Below are 21,936 nucleotides of genomic sequence, written 5' to 3' on the forward strand. Positions count from 1 at the left end.
CCTCACTCCATCGTCAACACCACCCTGCCCGCAGCCTTGCCTGAAAACGCCGCATTCATGGCCGCTGCGTAGTCCTTGATACCGAAACGCTCGGCGATGGCCGGGGAGAATATGCCCTCGCCCGCAAGTTCCATGACTTTGCGGCGCATCGCCTCGGCCTCGGCCGGGCGCTTGAGGGCGTGGTCACGCATCTGCACGCCGATCAGGCTCGCACTCTTGAGCAGCGGCAGGTTGGTCCTGAGCGCGGCGATCCCGGCGGGAAAACCGATCACCAGATGCCGCCCGTCGTAACCAAGGGTGCGAAATGCGAGTTCCGTTGCATCGCCGCCGACGGGATCGAAAACCACGTCCACCGGCAGTCCTCCATTCGCCGCCGTGACCTGCTCGCGCCAGTCTTCGGCTCCGGTGGTAACCACTGCATCGGCGCCGCCCGATAGTGCGGCCGCCTGCTTGTCCGGAGTGGATGCCGAGGCGATCACCCTCAGCCCCAGATGCTTGCCCACCTGGATCGCCGCAAAGCCAGTGCCCCCGGCTGCGCCCAGCACCAGCAGCGTCTCACCGGGCCGGGCACGGGCACGATCAGCGAGCGCGTAGTACGCGGTCTGGTAATTCACCGCGAAAACCGAGGCGGATTCGAAGCTCATCGCCTCGGGTATCCGGGCCATGTTGGCAGCGCGAAAGACATTGGCCTGCGCGAAGATGCCGCCCAGCCCGCCGCAGAACACCCGGTCGCCTTCGGAAAGGTGAGTGACGCCCGCTCCCACCGCCTCGACCACGCCCGCCGCCTCGCTGCCGGGAATGAACGGCAAGGGGGGCTTGAACTGGTACTGGCCCATCGCGGTAAGCACATCGACATAGGATACGCCCGCAGCCCTTATGGCCACGCGTACCTGCCCCTCGCCAGGCGCACCGGGATCGAAAGGTTCGAGAACGTAACTATCAGGCGGGCCGAATTCGTGGCCGATGACGGCTAGGATCATTCAGATTCTCCTATTCCTCCCCCAGCGGGAGAGGATTAATGCTGACCGCCATCACACCGCACGATCGAGCCGGTCACGTTGGCCGAAGCCGAACTCGCCAGAAACAGCGCGGCGGTGACGATCTCTTCCGGGTTCGCGGCATGCCCGCGCGGGATCGAAATCGGGCCTTGCCCCTTGTCCGGCCAGGCCTCGACGATATCGGTGCGGAAAGCCCCCGGCGACAGCGTGTTCACCCGCACATGCGGCGCATATTCCCACGCCAGCGAACGGCTCATCGCATTCACCGCCGCCTTGGACGACCCATACGTCACCACTTGCGGCAGCGGCATCGTCGAACCCGAGGAGCTGACATTGATGATGCATCCCCCAGGCCCTCCCGCCGCACCGCGATCGAACATGCGCTTGCCGACCAGAGTCGAGAGTCGGAACGGCCCTTTGAAGTTCAGGTTCAGCACCGAATCGAACAGTTTCTCGCTGACCTCGTGACTGGGCATGCGCGGACTCATCCCGGCATTGTTCACAAGTATATCCACAGCCCCGAACTGCGTGTAGGCCTCCTCGACAAGGCGCTCGCACTCGTCCCAGCGGCCAACATGGGCAGCCACCGCCAGCGCCTTGCGGCCAAGCCCGCGTACTTCCTCGCAGACCGCTTCGCAGTTCTCCAACTTTCGGCTGGCGACGATCACGTCCGCGCCCCGCTCGGCGAATGCGCGGACCATCTGGTAGCCCAGCCCCCGAGATCCGCCGGTGACCAGCGCGACCTTGCCGGTGAAATCGAACAGCGGGTCCACCTCAGACATCCCGCGCATGAGGGTAGCGTTCCAGCGCCTTAGCGGTCCGCGTCGGGATATGTTCGGTGGGAAAAAGGCCCTCCACCGGTTTGATACGCTTGAGGTAGGCGCGGGCAAGCTGTGAGCGGTGCGCGTCGGTAGGGCCATCAGCAAAGGCCAGCGCCATGTTGCCCCCGTACCATTTGGCCAACGGCATATCGAGCGAGATGCCCAGCGAACCGTGAACCTCCAGCGCCCGCCCGACGACATTGGCATAGACCGAAGCCATCGCCACCTTGCACATGCCGATATGCTTGCGCGCAGCGCCGTGCTTCAGGCGGCCGGCCTCGATCTCGTCGATCAGCCATGCGGTTTTGAGCACCAGCAGCCGGAACTGTTCTAGTTCGATGACGGAATCGGCAATCTTCGCCTGAACCAGCTGGTGATCGCCCAGCATGGCGCCCTTGGTACGGCGAGAGGCGGCACGCTCCAGCATCATGTCGAGCGCGCGGTTGCACATGCCCACCGTGCGCATCGCATGGTGGATGCGCCCGCCGCCAAGCCGCGCCTGCGCGACCTTGAAGCCCTCACCCGGATTGCCCAGCATGTGGTCGAGCGGCACTCGCACCTTATTGTAGCGCAAGTGGGCGTGATGGCCGTTCTCGGGATCGAAATCACCGGCGATAGCGACATTGCGCAGGATCTCGATACCCGGCGTCTCGGCCGGGACCACGAACATGCTCATCCGCTCGGTCAGCGGGGCATCGGGGTCGGTAACCGCGATGACGAGCAGAAAGCTGGCGAATTTGGCGTTCGAGGAGAACCACTTCTCGCCCTCGATCACCCATTCGTCGCCCTCACGGATAGCGCGGCAGGTGAAAACATCGGGATCGGCGCCGCCCTGCGGCTCGGTCATCGAGAAACATGAGACGATCTCGCCAGCCATCAGCGGACCGAGGTACTTCTGCTTCTGCTCAGCTGTACCGAACAGCGCGAGAATCTCGGCGTTGCCGGTATCAGGCGCGGCAGTGCCGAAGATCGTTGGCGCCCAGGTGGAGCGGCCTATGATCTCGTTCATCAGTCCCAGCTTAACCTGTCCATAGCCCGGTCCCCCAAGATGCGGACCAAGGTGGCAGGCCCATAATCCCCGCGCCTTAACCTGCTCCTGCAGCGGCTTAAGGTGGCGTTTAGCGGCCTTGTAGGCGGGATCGAACTGCGCGCCCTGTTCGGGGAACAGCAGGTCCATAGTCTCGCATTCCTCGCGCACGAAGCGCTCCATCCAGTCCAGCTTGGCCTGGAACTCCGGCTCGATTGAAAAGTCGATCATGTGTTTCTCTCCCGTCCTCCTCTCCTGTTTCGGGGAGGATTCAGCGTATTCTTGCGACCATTCGCGCCGTGTCTTCGAAGCAGTTGAGGACGATCTTCGCGAAGAACCGCCCGGTTTCCTTTGACAGTATCCCTGCCTCAGCCTGCGCCACCTTGTATTCGAGCAGGCAGCCGGACTTGAACTTGGCGAGGATCGAGAAGTAATCGAAATCCCGGATGTCACGCCCGGTACCGGCGCAGTAATAGCGCCCCAACTCCTGCCGCGTAGGGAAGTGAGCGGGGTTGTTGAGCGCCGTGGGGAACGCTTTGTCCGGCTCGTCCTCGTCTCGCATGCCGCCGGTGAACCAGCCCATGTCGATCATCGGATCGCCTATGGTGGAAAGCTCCCAGTCGATCATTGCCGCAAGCCGTGCAGGCGGACCATGGTGGAACATCATGTTGGGCGTGCCCACATCGCCGTGGATGATCCCGCGCGTCTCATGCGGCAGGACATTGCCGCGCAGCCATTCCTCGGTCTGCGCGAAGCCCGGCAGTTCGCGCCCCTCGTAGCCGTAACGCTCCTTGTACGAAGCAAGCTGGCCGGCCCAGCGGTCCACCTGCCGTTCCAGGAACTTGCCGGGTTTGCCATAGTCGCGCAGCCCGATGGCTTCATGGTCCACGTTGGCCAGCTTTATGAGGCCGTCGACGATGGCGAAGGGGATGCCGTATTCGTAAGGCATCGCATCGAACGGCGCTTCGTTATGGATCTTCTCTCCGCGCAGGTTGGGCGCCCAGCCCTCGACCTTCTCCATGACGTAGAACGGCGCTCCGGCAACACTGTCGTCGGCGCAGGAACCATAGCAGATCGGGCGCGGCACGTCGGTCTGGTTGAGCGCGGTGAGGATGCGCGCCTCGCGCAGCACGCCTTTTTCGGCGCCCGGCGGCGGCACGGCGGGGGGGCGGCGCATGACCATCGGTTTCTCGCCCCGGTCGAGGGTCAGCACGACATTCGACGTGCCGCCCGACAATACCGCCGTTTTCAGCGGCCCCTTGCCGAGTTGCGGAACATGGGCATCCAGCCATTCGGTGAGAGGCCCCAAGGGGGCGAGCTTGTCGAGATCGGCTTCCATGATGCTCTCCTCAGCGGGCGCCTGACGACTGCCTGAGCCGCGCCTCTATCTGCACTCGTAACCTGCGCAGCGCGGCGGCGGCCGCGCGTACTTCCTCCGGGTCGAGGCCCGGCACCAGTTGGGCGGCAATAGCGTCCGCGCGCGCATCGATCTCGCGCTTGAGCGCCAGGCCTGCAGGCATCGGGCGCAGCAGCGCGGCGCGCTTGTGGTCGGGGTTGTCGAAACTCTCGATGAGGCCTGCATCGCGCAGGGAATTCGCGGCGCGCTGCACCAATTGACGAGCCTGTCCCAACGAACGACCGATCTGCGCAACCGTGGGAGCATGCCCCGCCTCCACCACGGCGTTGAGTACCATATGCTCGCTGTCGTTGAGCGCGCATCCCGCCCGCGCCGTGCCGAAGACACTGCGCAGGCGGGCGTTCAGGCGGATGGTCTCGTCGACCAGCCCCACCAGCGGGTGACGCGGCTCAGATGCTTGCGTGTCCATGACCTCATAGTGTCATGTTGACACGATCATGTCATTTACTGACGGTCGCCTGCTCATCAAGCATCGCCCGTGCGACGTGGAGGAACGCGGCAGTGTCCTCCTGCGCCGAGGGGATCGCCTTGCGGAACGTCGCAAAGCCGTGGATCAGGCCCTTGCCCTCGTAAAAGGTGGTGGGCACACCGGCTTCGATCAACTTGGCCGCATAGGCCCGGCCCTGATCGCGCAAGGGATCGAGCGAGGCGGTCACCAGTACCGTGGGCGGCAGGCCGGCGAGATCGCCAACCAGCGGCGAGGTACGCGGGCTTGCAGCATCCGCCGCATAATGCTGGGCAAAGTCGGCCATGCTCTTGGCGTCGAGCATGTAACCCTCGGCAAGCTGTGTGTTCGACGGATAGGTGGTGACGAAGTCCGTCGCAGGATACATCGGAATCTGCATCATCACCGGCAAGGCCGCTGGCTTGTCTCGCAGGGCAGCAGCCGTGATCAGGCTGAGGTTGCCGCCAGCGCTGTCACCGCTGAGAACGAGGCCGGTGAACGTCCGCCCAAAGACCTTGCCGTTCGCCGCAATCCAGCGCGCTGCGGCCTCACCGTCGTCAGGCGCAGCGGGCCACGGGTTTTCGGGCGCCAAGCGGTATTCCACCGAGACCACCGGCAGATCCAGCTGGCGGGCGATCTCTGCGGCCAGCCCGGCATGGGTATCGATACTGCCCAACACGTAGCCGCCGCCGTGATAGAACACCACGACAGGCCCCGGAGCGCGCTCGGCACGGACATCGAACAGGCGGAGCGCCATCGGGCCGCCAGGGCCGGGCATGGTGACATCCTTCGTCACGGCCAGCGTACCGACCGGAAGGTCCTGCTGAGACATGGCGGCAAGCGCAGCAGGAGGCAGCTTGTGGATCTGCATCAGCATCTCACGCGTGAACGCGGGTTGCGGTTTCGCGTAAAAGGCCTCGAGATAAGCCTCCACATCCGGGCGAATATAGGGCCTGCCCGCTTCGGGTGCCGTGGCAGCAGGCACCACGGCGGCTGCCTTCTTGGCAATCGCCGAAACCGGGTTGAGACAGGCTAAAGCAGCTGCGGCAACCAGCAGGCAGGCAGGGGCAGGCATCCTCGGCAACTTCATCATCGAATTCCTCTCTTATGGGGAGTGTTTCTCGATTCGTCAGACAAAGCGCAGATTACTCATTTCCGCCAAGTTGCCGCATGTAATCGTCACCGCATCGCCGCCACGTTATACAAAAACGGCGGGATTATCGCGGACGTGTCAGGTGCTGCCCGGAAAGCAGTTCTACGAGAACATAACGGGGCGGGCAGTGCCCCGCCGCCCCGCGCTTCATCTTCAAGGGCGACCGGCGCCATTTGCCGTCGCCCTTGAAGGGATCAGTATACGCCGCCTTGCTGCTCCGCAAAGTTCCCGGCGTCACCAGAAGCATTGGCCTCCGCCGCATTGCGGGCTTCGCGTGCGCCGCGGATCTGGGACACCAGCGCGTCGCGGCGGCGGCTGAATTCATCCTCGGCCGTGTACTGGCGCGGTTCGGTGTCAGGCTTGAAGGCTTCCCAGATTACGGCGGCCTTCGGGTCGTCGCCGGGCTCCACCCCCATGACCCGCTTGCCGGTCACCCGGTCGATGCGAACCATGCGGATACCCGACGGAGCGACGAAGGGCTGCTGCCCCCAGCGGCTGCGGGTGGCTTCCACCACCTCCTTGAAGATCGGCGCGGCAATCCGCCCGCCCTGGGCATATCCGCCCAGCGAGCGCGGCGTGTCGTAGCCCATGTAGACACCGCCCACATAGTCCTGGTTGCCGCCCATGAACCACACGTCGGTCGGGCCGTTGGTGGTCCCCGTCTTGCCGAACAGCGGCAGGTTGAGTTCGCGCAGACGCACGGCGGTGCCTCGCTGCACCACGCCCTCGAGCATGTGGACGACCTGATAAGCGGTGTCGGCGTCAAGCACCTGCTTGCCCTTGCGCTGGACACGCGGCATCGGCTTGCCGTCCCACTGAGCCATATTGCAGGTGTCGCAGCGGCTCTTGTCGGCGCGCCAGATCACCTTGCCGTTGCGGTTCTGGACATAGTCGATGACTGAGCCCGAGAATTGCACGCCGTTGTTGGCCAGTGCGGAATAGGCGTTGATCATGCGCGCCACGGTCGTCTCGCCCGCGCCCAGCGCGAACGAGAGGTAGTTCTGGTAATCGCCGATGCCGACATTGTGGAACGTGCGCGTGACGCGCGCCATGCCGGTATCGTTGGCGATGCGCACAGTCATCAGGTTGCGCGACTGTTCGAGGCCCCAGCGCATGGTGTGGCTGCCTGCGCCGCCCTCTCCGCCGAAGTTCTTGAAGCACTTGTTGCCCAGGTTTGCGCCCTGGAACACGCAGAACGTACCGTCGAGCACTTGCGTCGCAGGGGTCATGCCGTTCTGCAGCGCGGTTGCGTAGACGAAGGGCTTGATCGTGGAGCCGGGCTGACGCTCGGCCTGGACGGCGCGGTTGAACGAATCGATACCGGCATCGAAACCGCCCTGCATGGCGACGATGCGCCCGCTGGCGGGTTCCTCAATGACCATTCCGCCCGAAACCTCGGGTATGGCGCGCAGTGCCCAGGTTCCCGCAGTTACCGGCGCAGCGGCAACCAGATCGCCTGCCTTGGCACGAGCCGGAACGCCGGTCAGCGTCGCAATGTTGCCATCGGAAAAACCGATGCGGCCCGAACCGCCGTCGGTCGAAGAACCATCGAGGATGACGCCGACGCGCCAGTCCTTGTAGTCCACCGTCTTGTTGGCGACGACCAACTGCGACTGCCAGTTCTCCAGATCGTCGAGGTGTGCGATCGGCCCCACCCAGCCACGGTTGCCGTGATAGCGCAGCAATCCGCCGCGCAATGCTTCGCGCACCGCCTTCTGCATTTCGGGATCGAGCGAGGTGCGGACCCACAGACCGCCGGCGTAAACGCTGTTCGGGCCGTCCTCGGCCTTCTCGCCGTACTTGTCTATCAGTCGGCGACGCACTTCCTCGACGAAGTAGCCATTGGCGGGATCGAAGTCGCTACCGCGTTGGGTCACGAGGCCGAGAGGCTCTGCCTTGGCGGCAGCGGCCGCCTGCGGGGTCGCCCAACCGTTGCGGACCATCTGGTCGAGCACCCAGTTACGGCGCTCGATCGCGCGGTCTTCGTTCTTCTTGCGGCCGTAGACTTCGGGAGCGCGCGGCAGGATGGCGAGGAACGCGCTCTGGCTGAGCGTCAGGTCCTCCACGTCGCGGTCGAAATAGGCGCGCGAGGCGGCCTGCACCCCGAACGACCGGCGGCCGAGCGGAATCTCGTTGAGGTAAAGTTCAAGGATCTGCTGCTTGGTCAGCACGCCTTCGATGCGGCGCGCAAGGACCATTTCCTTGAGCTTGCGGGTAACCGAATACTCGTCGCCGATAAGGATGTTCTTGGCGACCTGCTGGGTGATCGTCGAACCACCCTTGGCGCGCGCGCCGGTGCCGAACTTCGCGGCGTAGTCGACGACCGCTCCGGCCAGACCGCCTATATCGACGCCGCCGTGGGTCCAGAAAGTCCGGTCCTCGGCCGAGAGGAAAGCGTTGACCATCGACCGCGGAAAATCGACGAACCGCAGTTGCACGCGACGTTCGCGAGCGTAGGAATAGACGATCTCGCCATCCATCCCGCGCACCATCGTGGGCAGCGGCGGCTGGTATTCGAGCAGCTTGTTCGCATCCGGCATATCGCGCGTCAGCACGATCCAGAAACCGACGAGACCAACGAGGCCGGCCAGGCACAGATAGCTGAAGCGCCGCAGCCACTTGCGCTCGCGCCATTGCCTTCCAATCGCGGCAAAACCGCCGGAAGCCTCACGGCGGATGCGGAAGGTCGCGTCTTCGGGCGGCTGGTCGCCGGTATCATTCGCGTCGGTCATTGCGCCGGTCCTCTAGCACGCCCTTTTCGCGCAAGGCCAGAGAGGTTGCGATGAATGTCCGATCTTCCGCTCAAGGACTATGCCCCCAGTTTCCGTGCGAAATAAGCCCGAATTGCCTTGGCGCCAGCCTCTGCCAGTGCCTGCTGACCACTGCGCGAACCAAGCACCTGGGCATCCTGCGGGTTGTTGATGTAGCCGGTCTCGAACAGGATCGAAGGAATGTCCGGTGATTTGAGTACGACCAGCGCGGCCGTTTCCGGGTGTTCGCGGTGAAGACCCATGCCCCTGTCGCCCAACTCGCGCAGCAGCAGCCCCGCAGCCTGCGCCGAGCCCGCCTGCGCCCCGCGCTGCGACAGGTCGAGCAGGATCGCGCCAACCGTTGCGCTGGTTTTCGAAAGCGCCACACCATTGACGCGGTCCGCCCCGTTCTCACGATCGGCGAAGCGCTGGGCGGTGTCGCTCGACCCTTTTTCGGAGAGAACATAAACGCTCGCTCCGCGCGCCGAATCGCTTTCCGCGCTGTCGGCGTGTATAGATACGAACAGGTCGGCGTTCAGGCGCCTCGCGATGTCGGGTCGGTCGGCAAGCGAGATGAAGCGGTCGGTGTCGCGGGTCAGCGCCACGCGCAGTCCCCCGTCCGCAAGCAGTTTGTCGCGGAGATCCAGAGCGATCTGGAGGGCCACCGCCTTTTCCTTGAGCGCACCCTGCCCGGCTCCGGGATCGAAACCACCGTGTCCGGCGTCGATCACCACCAGCGGGCGACTGGCATCGGCCGGCCCGTCGACGCGCGGCAGGCCTACTGGCGCGTCCGCGCTCGGCAGATCGAAGCGCACGACATACTCGTAGGCATCGGCGCGCGCAGTGAACGTCCCGCGGAACACGACGGCGGCGACCAGCAGCGCCAGCGACGTCGAAAGGAACAGGATCAGCTGCAAGGTGCGCGACATGGCCGGACTGACTAAGTCCACATCATCGCCCCTGCAATCCATTGTCCGGGGGCTTTCCCACGGATTTCTGCATGAAAGCCGGCCAGTCACCTTTGGTATAAAGCCAAGCGGGCCAAGGAACTTGCCGTCTCCGGTCATGGATGCTACGCCCATATGACCGGGGCCACGATGCTTTCGGTCCTCGCAATCCGGGAACGCCATTACCATATGGTGCCGGACAGGACCGGCAGAGCCATATAGCCCCGGCCCAGGGAGCCGGAAAATCCTTTCCGGAAAACCTCACAGGTTGAAGCGAGCCATGAGAAGCCAATTGCCGCCTTGCCAGCTGACGCCCGAAAGGGCGTGGGCGGCGTGGTCGCAATTTTCCGCGCTTTCGTTCGCGCCCCGCTATCTCGCGCTCGCAGACACACGCACCGCTCACGTAGTGGTCGCACCCGCCGCCTACAGGGCGGCTCTGGCTCCAACCGCCCACAGGGCGGCATTCGCAAATGTTGCCGTGGCCTATAGGGCTGCGGATGCACACGCCGTCCCCAGGACGGCCCGTAAATTCGCCGCGCACGAGGCGCTGGATTGCCTCGACTCCCCGCCGCTTGCAAAGCGGCAGGTGCAAACGCACGAACTCGCCCTTCACTCGGCACGCACAATGACGGGCCCCGCCGCAATCGGCCGGGCCCCTGAGATGCATGACGCCGCGCTGCAGGGCACATCCGAACACATCGAACAAAATCGCGTCCCCCTGGCTGATCCGGCCGGGCGCGGACGCGCACGGAGAATATCAAATGGCAACGCGCATGCTTATCGATGCGCGCCACCCGGAAGAAACCCGGGTGGCGGTACTCAAGGGCAACCGGATTGAAGAATTCGATTTCGAATCGACCGAACGCAAGCAGATAAAGGGTAACATCTACCTGGCGAAGGTTACCCGCGTGGAGCCTTCGCTCCAGGCGGCGTTCGTTGACTTCGGTGGCAACCGCCACGGCTTCCTTGCCTTCAGCGAAATCCACCCAGACTACTATCAGATCCCCAAAGAGGATCGCGAGGCACTGCTGGCTGAAGAAGCCGCACACGCCGAGGAAGAAGCTGCCCTGCGCGCCAGCGAAGGCGACGATGAGGACGAAGACTACGGCGACGACGAAGGCGGCCTGACCGAAGTCGACACGTCCGAGAAGGACCACGTCGCCACGATCGAGGACGGCTCCGTCGAAGGCCAGTTCCATGATGGCGACGAAGGCGAGAACGGCGACGAAGAAGGCGAAGGCGGCGATTCGTCGAACCGCCGCGGCCGCGGTCGCCGCCGCCAGGGCCGCCCCTCGGGCCGCTCGAAGGAAGCCGACGACCTGCGCGCCAAGCGCATGGCGCTGCGCCGCCGTTACAAGATCCAGGACGTCATCCATCGCCGCCAGGTGCTGCTGGTGCAGGTCGTCAAGGAAGAGCGCGGCAACAAGGGCGCAGCGCTGACCACGTACCTCAGCCTCGCCGGCCGTTACTGCGTGCTCATGCCGAATTCGAGCCACGGCGGCGGCATCAGCCGCAAGATCAGCTCGGCTTCGGACCGCAAGCGTCTCAAGTCGATCATCTCGGAAATGCAGCTTCCGCGTTCGATGGGTTGCATCGTGCGCACCGCTGGCCTCCAGCGCACCAAGACCGAGATCAAGCGCGACTTCGACTATCTCGCCCGCCTGTGGGACGACCTGCGCGAAGTGACGCTCGGCTCGGAAGCGCCGACGCTCATCCACTCGGACAGCGATCTCATCAAGCGCGCCATCCGCGACATCTACAACCGCGACATCGAAGAAGTGGTCGTCGAGGGCGAGGAAGGCTTCCGCGCGGCGAAGGACTTCATGAAGCTCCTGATGCCCAGCCACGCACCCAAGGTTAAGCCTTATTCCGATCCGGTGCCGCTGTTCCAGCGCTTCGGTGCGGAAGACCAGCTCACCGCCATGTACGACCCGGTCGTGCAGCTGCGTTCGGGCGGCTACATCGTCATCAACCCGACCGAGGCGCTCGTCTCGATCGACATCAACTCGGGCCGCGCCACCAAGGAGCACGGGATCGAGCAGACGGCGGTGGCCACCAACCTCGAAGCCGCGCAGGAAATCGCGCGCCAACTGCGCCTGCGCGACATGGCGGGCCTGGTCGTGATCGACTTCATCGACATGGAATACGGCTCGAACGTCCGCAAGGTCGAGAAGGCAGTAAAGGACGCGCTCAAGAACGATCGCGCTCGCATCCAGGTCGGCCGCATCTCCAGCTTCGGCCTGATGGAAATGAGCCGCCAACGCCTGCGCACCGGCGTTCTGGAAGCGACGACGCGTTCGTGCCCGCACTGCGACGGCACCGGCCTCGTCCGTACCGCCAGCTCCGCCGGTCTTTCGGCGCTGCGTTTCATCGAAGACGAAGCGGCCAAGGGCAAGGGCGTCGTGGTATCGCTGTTCGCCTCCACGGAAGCGGCGGTCTACATGCTCAACGCCAAGCGCGCTGACCTGGCCGACATCGAGGAGCGCTACGGCGTCACTGTCGAAGTGATCCCCGAGGGTGAGAACGAAGGCGCGAAGATGCGCGTCGTCTCTTCTGGTCCGCGCAACGAGTTCGTACCTCGCTTCGACCCGATCGCGGATGACGTCGAAGACGACTTCGTGATCGAGGAAGAAGAGGAAGAGGAAGAAGTCGAGCGCGAGGAAGCTGCACCGCGTGAACGCGGCGAACGGGCTGAGCGCGCCGAAGGCGATGAAGGCGAAGGCGGCCGTGGTCGCAAGCGCCGCAAGCGCCGCCGTGGCCGCAACCGCGATCGCGGTGACGAGAACGGCGCCGAAGCCTCCGAAACCGAAACCGAAGCAGAGGCCGAAGGCGAAACCGCCGAGACCGAAGCCGAAGTGGCTGATGACGAAGGCGAGAACGAAGCCGGCTACACCGATGCTGAAGGCAGCGAAGCGCCCAAGAAGCGTCGCCGCCGTGGTGGTCGTCGCCGTCGTGGTCGCCGTGATGGTGAGGCTGAGAACGGCGCCGAGAACGGTGAAGGCTTCGAGGGCGAGGAAGCCCGCGAAGACGCGGCCGAGGACAACGCACCTGCTCCGGCCGAGGCAACGGTTAGCGAACCCGAAGCACCGGCCGAGCCGGTTGCCGAGGAAGCGCCTGCCAAGCCCAAGCGCGCACCGCGACGCAAGAAGGCTGACGTAGCCGAAGCCGTGATCGAGGTTCCCGCCGAAGTCGCCGCTGAACCGGCTGCCGAGGAAGCACCTGCCAAGCCCAAGCGTGCACCGCGCCGCAAGAAGGCTGACGTGGCTGCCGAGGCTCCCGTCGAAGTGGTCGCCGAGGCCGCCGCTGAGGAAGCACCCGCCAAGCCCAAGCGTGCGCCGCGCCGTAAGAAGGCTGACGTGGCTCCCGTCGAAGTGGTCGCCGAGGCCGCCGCTGAGGAAGCACCCGCCAAGCCCAAGCGCGCACCCCGCCGCAAGAAGGCCGAAGCTTCCGCAGCTCCGGGCGAAGCAGCTGTCGCAGCTGCAGAGCCGGAAGCAGCAAGCGATAACGCACCCGATGACGCATCCGATGACGATGGCGATGCATCCGGCTCGCCGCGTCGCGGCTGGTGGCAGCGCACCTTCGGCAACTGATCGAAGTTGAAAACAAGTCAGGCGCCGCGCGCGATCTCCGGATCACGCGCGGCGTTTGTCGTTTTAAGCGGTAAGTAGAAATGAAGGCAGTCAACCCGGCAAGGTCGAGCGCCTTCCCGCCTAAACCCCTGCGGCCATGCCGCCGGTAACCCGCAGCGTCTCGCCCGTAACGAAACGCGCCTTAGTAGAGGCGAGGTAGAGCAGAGCCTCGACGATATCGTCTTCCAGCCCGTCACCGGTAATCATCTGCATTGCCTGAACGCGCTGCCTGGTCGCTTCGGGCAATTCGCTGCGGATCGTCTCGGTAAGAATGAGCCCTGGCGAGATCGCATTGACACGAATGCCATCCACACCCAGTTCGCGCGCAAACGTGATCGTCAGTCCGGCAACGGCAAGCTTGCTGTTACCATAAGCCGAGCCGCCCAGGTGCGCCGCGCTTGACGAAATGTTGACAATCGAAGCGCCCACCCTGCCCTGCATGTGAGGATGGGCAGCCAGCGTGCAACACACGACACCCATCACATTGACCTCAAACAGCCGCCGCACTTTGGCGAGGCCCATGTCGAGGATTGGCCTGCTATATTCGTCGGAATGAAGCCCCGCATTGTTCACGAGCAGGTCAATGCCGCCGTTAGCCTGCGCCGCCTGTGCCATGACTTGCGCCATGCGGGCTTCGTTGGTCACATCGCCGCCCACGCCCAGTGCCGAACCGCCCTGCTTCCGGATATCCTGCGCAGCGGCTTCCGCTTCCGCACTATCGATGTCCACCAGCACGACATGCGCACCCCGCGCGGCCAAGGCCACTCCGAAAGCCTTGCCAAAGCCCCTGCCGCCGCCGGTAATCACCGCCGTTCGTCCTTGCCATTCACTCATGCCATTCTCCCGGGCTTGCCTTCTTGACCCAAGGTACAAGCACCCTCTGCATGGCCTCACAAGCGCTTTGCTCGCCGTCCACATCGCCGGTGCGGTTCCGGCGCTCTGCGTCCCGAACAGTCTTGGCTGGAGCATTCGTTGCCGCTTCGCGCGCGCCTAGCTGCCGCATGCAGCCAAATTAGAAACGTCCGGCTAGGTTTGCGGTTGACACGCAGTAGCAATTATTATTGCATCCACTCAGGATCGGTGCGCAACACTCCCCTCTCTCGGACCGCGTCGGAACGATTGTCCACGGCAACCCATTTCCAACCTTTTTCCACTTGCGAACCGCGCAATTGTCCGTGCGCCGTGAACAGCCCCGCGCATGTTTCCCTCTAGCGAAAAAGCGCTGGCGTCTGCCTGAGATTGCACCGCCCCGGCGACTACAAAGCTTCGCTATCGCAATATTATTGTTTAATAACAGTCATTTACTTATTTAACGTCAAAACCACCCCGCATTGTGCAGCCTCTTCTATCGTTGACACCGGCCGCCCGTCTGATGTGAATCGGCGGGCCCTGCAAGCACCTCAATCGGCTCTTGCGGGACCGGCACGAAAAACCTCGCCATTGTCACCCCTTGCCCTGAGCGGACGAATCGCTAGAGGGGGGACATCAGTCGCGGTTCATGCCGCAGTGCAAGATCACGGGGATTCTTCATGGCGACCTTCACCCTCCCGGCCAACAGCAAGATCAAGAAGCAGGGCAAAGTCCACAAGGCCGAAGGCGCCACGAAGGTGAAGAAATTCACTGTATACCGCTACGACCCGGATTCGGGCGAGAACCCGCGCTACGACACGTTCGAGATCGACCTCGAGAAATGTGGCCCGATGGTCCTCGACGCGCTCATCAAAATGAAGAGCGAAGCCGACCCCTCGCTGACGTTCCGCCGTTCGTGCCGTGAAGGCATCTGCGGTTCGTGCGCGATGAACATGAATGGCGCCAATGGCCTGGCCTGCACCACCGCAATCGAGGACCTCAAGGGTGACATCCGCATCACCCCGCTTCCGCACATGGACGTGATCAAGGACCTCGTTCCCGATTTTACGCACTTCTACGCGCAGTACGCCTCGATCCGTCCCTGGCTGCAGACCGTCTCGACCACGCCTTCGGGCAAGGAACGCCTCCAGACCCCCGAACAGCGAGAGAAGCTGGACGGCCTGTATGAGTGCATCCTGTGCGCCTGCTGCTCGACCTCGTGCCCGAGCTACTGGTGGAACTCCGACAAGTTCCTCGGCCCGGCAATCCTGCTCCAGGCCTATCGCTGGCTCGCAGACAGCCGCGACGAAATGACTGGCGAACGCCTTGACGAACTGGAAGATCCGTTCCGCCTGTACCGCTGCCACACCATCATGAACTGCGCCAACGTTTGCCCCAAGGGCCTTTCGCCTGCACGCGCCATCGCCGAAATCAAGAAGATGCAGGCAGAGCGCCAGGTCTAAGTCAGGACTGGTTCGGGTCCGGACCTAACCCATGGCGCAAGGCGGCACATTCATCCACGAGCCGGACCCGGAGTTTCCGGGCTGGCATTCGTGGCGCCTCGACGAAGGCACGCGTTTCAACACGCATGGCTTGGGGCGCATGATAATCCGCCGCGAAGGTGAGAAAAGCGCAAGGTTACGCCTCGTCGAGGTCGAGAGCCGCCACAGCAACGTGCACGATAACGTTCACGGCGGGGTAACCCTCGCCCTGATCGACGTCGCCATGTTTGCGTCGATCTTTACCGTTCTGGGGGCAGACGCCGCCGGCTCGGTCACACTCGACCTCCATAACCAGTTCATCGGCGCGGGCCGAATCGGGCAGCCCCTCGACGTGATTTCCGAGGTGATGAAGGAAACCCGCCGCCTCGTCTTCATGCGTGGCACCGTCGAGCAAAGGGACCACCTAGTGGCCAGCTTCGTCGGCACCTTGCGCAAGCCCAGCATCAGCAAGGTTTCCGGACAATGAGCGCCATGCTCGAGCGATACGAAGCGCTAGTCGCGACCGGCGAATTGCGCTCGGACCCCGAGCAGGCCGCCGCCGCCGAGCGACTCAGCCGCCTTCAGCGCGATCTTTACAAGGCCCAATCCTCAACCGGATTGCTCGGCAAGCTGTTGGGCAAGAAAACCCCGCCGCCACGCGGTGTATACATGTGGGGCGGCGTGGGGCGAGGCAAGTCTATGCTGATGGACCTGTTCGTCCAGACGCTTGATATGCCCGGCAAGAGGCGCATCCATTTCCATGCCTTCATGCTCGAAGTCCACGCGCTGCTGCGCGACGAGCGTAAGAAGGAAACCGGCGATCCGATCCCGCCGGTAGCCGCCACGATTGCCCGAGGCACGCGCTGCCTCGCGTTCGACGAGATGGTCGTCAACAACTCAGCCGATGCGATGATCATGAGCCGCCTCTTCACGTACCTGATCGTGAACGAAGGCGTGACGATCGTGACGACATCGAACCGCGCGCCCGCCCATCTCTACAAGGACGGGCTTAACCGCGAGCATTTCCTGCCATTCATCGGCCTGATCGAGCAGGAACTCGACGTTCTCACACTCAACGGCCCGACCGATTACCGCATGCAACGCCTTGGCGGCATGGCCACCTGGCACACGCCATTGGGTGAAGAAGCCACCGAACAGGTTCGCGAAGCATTTTATCGCCTGACCGACTATCCGCCCGAGGACAGCGAGCACGTCCCCTCTGCCGAAATCGACGTCGGCGGCGGCCGTATGCTTCATGTACCTAAAAGCCTAAAGGGCGTGGGCGTGTTCAGTTTCAAGCGGCTCTGCGGAGAAGCGCGCGGCGCAGCCGATTACCTTGCCATTGCCCGCGCTTATCACACGGTAATTCTGGTTGGCATTCCGAAAATGGGCCCAGACCGCCGCAACGAGGCCGCGCGGTTCGTTACGCTCATCGACGCGCTTTACGAACACAAGGTCAAGCTGATCGCAGCAGCGGACACTGCCCCTGAAGATCTTTACCAGGCCGGGACCGGACGCTTTGAATTCGAGCGCACCGTAAGCCGTCTTAACGAAATGCAGAGCGCTGATTATCTCGCCCTGGGACACGGCGAGGACTGAACTTCGTTAACACATCCCGAATCGGGATGCGATTCGCCGCAGGGCGACTGAGCAACTCTGCCTGCTCAACTTCCAGTTTATTGACAGAATTAAAGCCAACCTGGCATTCAGGCCCGCATCGTGGAGATGCATGCCATCAATAAACACAAAACACGTTTTCACTAGGCAAAGAAAAAGCGCTTTCCAAAAAACAGGAGTTCTTCTGGAAAGCGCTTCTTTTCTTAGCAGCAGCCCGTTCTATTGAAGCGGGCTCTAGCAGGTGACGTCTCTATTAGAGACCGCCGCCCCACCAACCACCGCCCCAAAGTTCCTTGTTCATCGTCATTCCCCATGTGAACGACCGCATCACTGCGGCCGGTCAAATGGATAACAAGAGGTTAACGAAGCATCAAGGAATTTTTAACCAATCAGCCGCGCTCTCCTGCCTGATACGAAGTCGAGAAAGTCCCGAAATGGGACAGGGCGGCTGACGTAGTAGCCCTGCACCAGGTCGCATCCCATTCCCGTGAGCATCTCGAGAACCTTGGCCGTCTCCACACCTTCGGCGACAACGACACGGTCTAGCGAGTGGGCCATCTCGATGATCGACTGCACAAGCAGCAGATCATCCTTGCGGCCTTCCATCGAAGACACGAACGTCTTGTCGATCTTCACCTCGCTCGCCGGCAGATAGCGCAGATAATCAATCGTCGCATTGCCGGTTCCGAAATCGTCGATAGACAACCGCAGTCCCGACTGGACGAGGCGCTGCAACATCTGGAAAGTGCGTGAGCTGCGATCGAGGCGGTCGGTTTCGGTGATCTCTAGGATGAGCCGATTGGGTGACAGGCCATGCAAGGCCAGAATTTCCGAGATCATGCCCGGAAGGCCAGGGTTTCGAAGGAGCTGCGCCGAGATATTGACGGACATGGTCAGTTCGTACCCACTGCGCTCCAACTCAACGGCCACCCGCACAGCATCATTGATGACGAAGCGCGTGATTCGTTCGATGCGGTGGAATTCCTCGGCAATCCGGATAAATTTGTCAGGGCCGATCGGACCTCGCTCGGGATGCGTCCAGCGCACCAGCGCCTCGGCGCCGCAGATGCGGTTGGATTTCAACTCCAGCTTCGGCTGATAGGCCACCCAGACTTCGCCATTATCAATGGCCCGGTCGAGCGAGGTCAGCAGCGAGATTTCCCACTGTGCCTCATGCTTGCCCGCTTCGTGCTGATAGACCAGTTCGTCATTGCGCACTGCCTCTTCGGCCGCCTGCATCGCACTGGCAACACGGCCGGATAGGGCTCTGCCGAACTCGGAATCGACGCCGCAATTGAAAGAGAGGTCCACATCGATACCACCGACCTGGATACCATTCTGGACGATCCGGTGCAGGCCTTCCAGGTTCTCGAACAAGTCGAACGAACTGCGGATGGACGAAAGCCACACAAACATGCCGCCTTCGTGGTAGATCATCACGTTCTCATCACTGATGCGGATACGGCGGACGATCTCCTTGGCGAGTTGCGCCTCGACATGTTCCGCAAAGCTACCGATGATCGCGCCGTAGTTGCGGATCTTCAGCGCGACGAGAATGCGGGTCGACACGTCGGCGGAATTGCGAAGCGCCTGAACGCTAGGCAGCCCGGAGCCAGTATTGGTTTCGCCAGCCTCCTCGACACGGTCGAGGTTACGCATGCGGATCACCGCAACAAGAGCGACGCTGAACGCCGGGATCACTTCTACTTGGATTCCTACGTAATCAAGCAGAAACGGGGCAGCACCAACGACGGCCACAAGTCCGCTAAAACGGTAAATGTCCAGAACCCGGCCTCGACCAAGGCCAGATGCCACCAAAACAAGAACGAGCAGGAAAGCCGGAAACCAGCCATACTCTCTGGGCATACCGCGTTTAAGTGTATCGGCCCCAATTGCGTGGAAGTATGCGCCTGGGGCATTAACGCCCTGGCCCGGAATAGAATGGATATCGTTAAACGAAACTGCCGTCGGGGCGACAAGTATGTCCTTTCCGCGCACAATTGCGGGATCAAACTGGCCGCGGATGGCATCGATATAGCTTAGAGTCGGATACGATGTCACCGCAATAGAAAAATCAGGAAAATACAATTCATCCGTCCCACCTTCTATGCCAGCAATGGCAGCAGAAATAGAAGGGATCTTCCCATTCGGGCTACCCGAAGCGAACGGCAGTTGGACATTAAGATTGAGAGGACGGTGACGCACCAGGATCGATGCAGTAGACGCGTAATCACGATACGCTTGAAGCGGCATCTTTCCGGCGTAGTTGCCCATCTGCCCATTGCTGTCGACGGCAGCGCCAAGCACGACCTTGCCAGAGTTCGCCTTCAACACTTCGATAAATTTGGCGTCATCTTCGCGAGATCCCGGCGTTGAGAACGAACGATCGAAGTAAACGCGCTTAGCTCCGGCAGAAAAAAGGTGCCTAATCGCGTCAGCGTCATTACCATGAGTAATGTCATTGGCGCCAAGCTCGCCCAATGTTCGGGTATCTTGCTGGATCACCACGATGCCGCCACTGGAGGGCTGAATACGTGACATCCAACGCACATTGCGAAGATAATCCTCCAACGGCAATCCAAGGCCGCTGATGCCCATAGCCAAGCCAGTAAGCGCGGCCCAGAACACGATTCTTACACGCGGCTTCGTCCAAAAATTACCAAGGCGTGCCGTGATGCCGTTCATGATGGCAATCTCGCTTCACCGATCAGAACAAGCGTCATCGCCGCGAAAAACTTCCGCTTTGAATTCTGGCAATGGCGACCGATTTTGTTCATTGACGTCCCGCAATGGCGCTTCGCTCATGCCGGACTACCGCAAAGGTCCTAAGAATCAGTTTAGTTAATCCGGTCGCCCCATTGAAAAGCGATCATGTCGGTATTTGGGCGCCGCGTGCTGCCTTAACCGATACCGAGTCCGGTAAATGCCTTATTAAGCATAAGGAGTTGCCAGAGCAGGCGGGAGTTGTCGGCCGTGCCGGCAATGTGGCTGTCAACCAGCCCTGAGAGACGGCGGGTGTCGAACCAGCCCGTGCGAGCCAGCGCTGCACCACCCGCGATTTCGCGGGCGGTTTCGGCCAAAGGGCCACGGAACCACTGAGCAATAGGGGTCACGAAACCCTGCTTGGGGCGATAGAGAATATCGTCCGGCAGGTAGCGGCGCATCGCCTTTTTCATCAACCACTTGCCCTGCCCGCCACGCACACGCATCGATTCCGGCAGGCTCGCGGCGAATTCGATCAGGCGATAGTCGAGCAACGGTTCGCGTGCCTCCAGACTTACCGCCATGCTGGTGCGATCGACCTTGGTGAGGATATCGCCCGGAAGCCAGGCCTTGAGGTCTGCATATTGCGCTTGGTCCAGCCCCGAACGAGCCGGAGCCCTGCGCATCAGCTCCAGCACCGGGTCTTCGGCTCGGTAATCGCCTCGCAGGCGGCGGAATTCGTCGGAATAGAGCCCGTCCCGCAGTTCCGGCGGCGCAAAAGCCATCGACCGGGCATACCCCTGCGCTGAATCGCCCGCGAGCGACAGCAACGTCGATTTGGCACGCAACGGACGCGGCGCCCAGTCTGCCTTGGGATAGAGCGCACCGAGAGACCCGAACACCGGACCGCGAAGGGCCTGTGGCACAAGCGCCCTTACCCGGTCCTCGCCGCTCTGGAAAACATGGCGGCGATAACCGGCCAATGCCTCATCGGCACCGTCGCCAGAAAGCGCGACAGTCACGGATTCGCGTGCTAGCTGACATACCCGCCAGGTCGGCAGCGCGGATGCATCGGCGAAAGGTTCGTCGAACATGCCCGCGAGTTGGTCGATCGCAGAGAAATCGTCCGGCGAGACTTTGCGCGAAGCATGGTCGGTAGCGAAAAGCCGCGCGACTTGGGAGGCATAGGCGCTCTCGTCCAGCCCCGCCACGTCGAAACCGATCGAACATGTGCGCACGGGCCGCCCGCTCGCCTCGGCCATCAGCGCGACGACGCTCGAACTGTCCACCCCGCCCGACAGAAACGCGCCGAGCGGCACGTCGGCGACCATCCGCGAGGATACCGCCTGCTGCATCAGGTGCACGAGTTCAGCTTCCAGATCGGCGGCCTTGCCCTTGCGGCGGTCAGCGAAAGAAACGTCCCACCATTGGCTGGGACGGGGCAGCGGACTGCCGTGGCGCAGCAGCAGCGAGTGGCCCGCCGCCAGCTTGTGCACGCCTTTCAGGATCGCGCGGCTATCGGGAACGTAGCCCCAGGTGAGGTAATCCTCGATCGCCAGCGGGTCGATCTCGCGCCGCAGCAACGGGTGGGCCAGTAGCGCCTTGAGTTCCGAGCCGAAAGCCAGGCTGCCGTCGCTTAGCGCCGCATAATAGAGCGGCTTCACACCGAGCCGGTCCCGCGCAAGGAACAGGCTGCGCGCCTCCAGATCGTAGATCGCGAAAGCGAACATGCCGTTGAGGCGCGAAACACAATCCGGCCCCCAGCGCTGCCAGGCCGCGAGGATCACCTCGCTATCGCCATCGGTGCGGAAGGTGGCGCCGGCCGCCTTCAGTTCCTGGCGCAGTTCGCGGTAGTTGTAGATCTCGCCGTTGAAGACCAGCATCGCACGGCCATCGGGTGAGGGCATGGGCTGGGGCGAACCGGCCAGGTCGATGATCGAGAGACGACGATGGCCAAGGCCCACGCCGGGCGCGGTCCATACGCCCTGCCCGTCAGGCCCGCGATGCGCGATGGCGTTGCACATCGCCTCGATCCGGGCGGGATCGACGGGCTTGGGCGTTTCGAGATGATAGATACCGGCGATACCGCACATGGGCTT

The 21,936-nt window shown here is 62.7% G+C and carries 15 protein-coding genes; 4 read left to right on the forward strand and 11 right to left on the reverse strand.

What is annotated here, in order from left to right:
• Positions 1 to 2: 2 nt before the first annotated feature.
• The 8 genes from GVL61_RS06550 to GVL61_RS06585 all read right to left on the reverse strand — a co-directional run bounded on the left by GVL61_RS06550 (position 3) and on the right by GVL61_RS06585 (position 9,561).
• The gene (locus tag GVL61_RS06550; RefSeq protein ID WP_159978218.1) at positions 3 to 980 is read right to left on the reverse strand and encodes an NADPH:quinone oxidoreductase family protein; all 978 of its coding nucleotides are present in this window, start codon (positions 978 to 980) and stop codon (positions 3 to 5) included.
• A gap of 35 nt (positions 981 to 1,015) precedes the next feature.
• Positions 1,016 to 1,789: an SDR family NAD(P)-dependent oxidoreductase gene (locus tag GVL61_RS06555; RefSeq protein WP_235037555.1), complete on the reverse strand. Its 774-nt coding sequence runs from the start codon at positions 1,787 to 1,789 to the stop codon at positions 1,016 to 1,018.
• Positions 1,773 to 3,077 (reverse strand): acyl-CoA dehydrogenase family protein, encoded by a 1,305-nt coding sequence (locus GVL61_RS06560; RefSeq protein ID WP_159978220.1) that lies wholly within the window; start codon positions 3,075 to 3,077, stop codon positions 1,773 to 1,775. The genes GVL61_RS06555 and GVL61_RS06560 overlap by 17 nt, the downstream gene beginning before the upstream one ends.
• Before the next feature lie 40 nt (positions 3,078 to 3,117).
• Positions 3,118 to 4,185: a phosphotransferase family protein gene (locus GVL61_RS06565; RefSeq protein WP_159978222.1), complete on the reverse strand. Its 1,068-nt coding sequence runs from the start codon at positions 4,183 to 4,185 to the stop codon at positions 3,118 to 3,120.
• Positions 4,186 to 4,195: 10 nt separating this feature from the next.
• Positions 4,196 to 4,672: a MarR family winged helix-turn-helix transcriptional regulator gene (locus GVL61_RS06570; protein ID WP_159978224.1), complete on the reverse strand. Its 477-nt coding sequence runs from the start codon at positions 4,670 to 4,672 to the stop codon at positions 4,196 to 4,198.
• A 31-nt stretch (positions 4,673 to 4,703) separates the two neighbouring features.
• The gene (locus GVL61_RS06575; RefSeq protein WP_200844824.1) at positions 4,704 to 5,801 is read right to left on the reverse strand and encodes an alpha/beta hydrolase; all 1,098 of its coding nucleotides are present in this window, start codon (positions 5,799 to 5,801) and stop codon (positions 4,704 to 4,706) included.
• Between the two features lie 254 nt (positions 5,802 to 6,055).
• Entirely contained in the window at positions 6,056 to 8,593 is a 2,538-nt protein-coding gene (locus GVL61_RS06580) for a penicillin-binding protein 1A (protein WP_159978226.1), read from the reverse strand.
• A gap of 77 nt (positions 8,594 to 8,670) precedes the next feature.
• Positions 8,671 to 9,561, reverse strand: a complete 891-nt coding sequence (locus GVL61_RS06585; protein WP_235037556.1) for an N-acetylmuramoyl-L-alanine amidase — start codon at positions 9,559 to 9,561, stop codon at positions 8,671 to 8,673.
• 758 nt (positions 9,562 to 10,319) lie between these two features.
• Here GVL61_RS06585 and GVL61_RS06590 point away from each other — a divergent pair.
• Complete coding sequence (locus GVL61_RS06590; RefSeq protein WP_159978228.1) at positions 10,320 to 13,148, forward strand: ribonuclease E/G; 2,829 nt, start codon at positions 10,320 to 10,322, stop codon at positions 13,146 to 13,148.
• A gap of 120 nt (positions 13,149 to 13,268) precedes the next feature.
• Here GVL61_RS06590 and GVL61_RS06595 read toward each other — a convergent pair whose 3' ends face one another.
• On the reverse strand, positions 13,269 to 14,021 hold the full coding sequence (locus GVL61_RS06595; RefSeq protein ID WP_159978230.1) for an SDR family NAD(P)-dependent oxidoreductase: 753 nt from the start codon (positions 14,019 to 14,021) through the stop codon (positions 13,269 to 13,271).
• Between the two features lie 695 nt (positions 14,022 to 14,716).
• On the opposite strand from GVL61_RS06595, the gene GVL61_RS06600 reads away from it, so the two are divergent.
• Genes GVL61_RS06600 through zapE form a run of 3 tightly spaced genes read left to right on the forward strand, consistent with a single transcriptional unit; the run spans position 14,717 to position 17,116 of the window.
• Positions 14,717 to 15,499 carry a succinate dehydrogenase iron-sulfur subunit gene (locus tag GVL61_RS06600; protein WP_159978232.1) on the forward strand — a complete coding sequence of 261 codons (783 nt, stop codon included), beginning with the start codon at positions 14,717 to 14,719 and terminating at the stop codon, positions 15,497 to 15,499.
• 31 nt (positions 15,500 to 15,530) lie between these two features.
• Positions 15,531 to 16,004 carry a PaaI family thioesterase gene (locus tag GVL61_RS06605; protein ID WP_159978234.1) on the forward strand — a complete coding sequence of 158 codons (474 nt, stop codon included), beginning with the start codon at positions 15,531 to 15,533 and terminating at the stop codon, positions 16,002 to 16,004.
• Positions 16,001 to 17,116: a cell division protein ZapE gene (zapE, locus tag GVL61_RS06610; protein ID WP_159978236.1), complete on the forward strand. Its 1,116-nt coding sequence runs from the start codon at positions 16,001 to 16,003 to the stop codon at positions 17,114 to 17,116. Before GVL61_RS06605 ends, zapE begins: the two co-directional genes overlap by 4 nt.
• Before the next feature lie 399 nt (positions 17,117 to 17,515).
• Here the strand turns inward: zapE and GVL61_RS06615 are convergent, their stop codons facing one another.
• Positions 17,516 to 19,819, reverse strand: coding sequence for an EAL domain-containing protein (locus GVL61_RS06615; protein WP_159978238.1), 2,304 nt, complete (start codon positions 19,817 to 19,819; stop codon positions 17,516 to 17,518).
• Between the two features lie 215 nt (positions 19,820 to 20,034).
• The gene (locus GVL61_RS06620; RefSeq protein ID WP_159978240.1) at positions 20,035 to 21,930 is read right to left on the reverse strand and encodes an XrtA/PEP-CTERM system amidotransferase; all 1,896 of its coding nucleotides are present in this window, start codon (positions 21,928 to 21,930) and stop codon (positions 20,035 to 20,037) included.
• Positions 21,931 to 21,936: the final 6 nt, after the last annotated feature.

The organism is Novosphingobium sp. 18050 (genome assembly GCF_902706195.1).
Lineage (GTDB): Bacteria > Pseudomonadota > Alphaproteobacteria > Sphingomonadales > Sphingomonadaceae > Novosphingobium.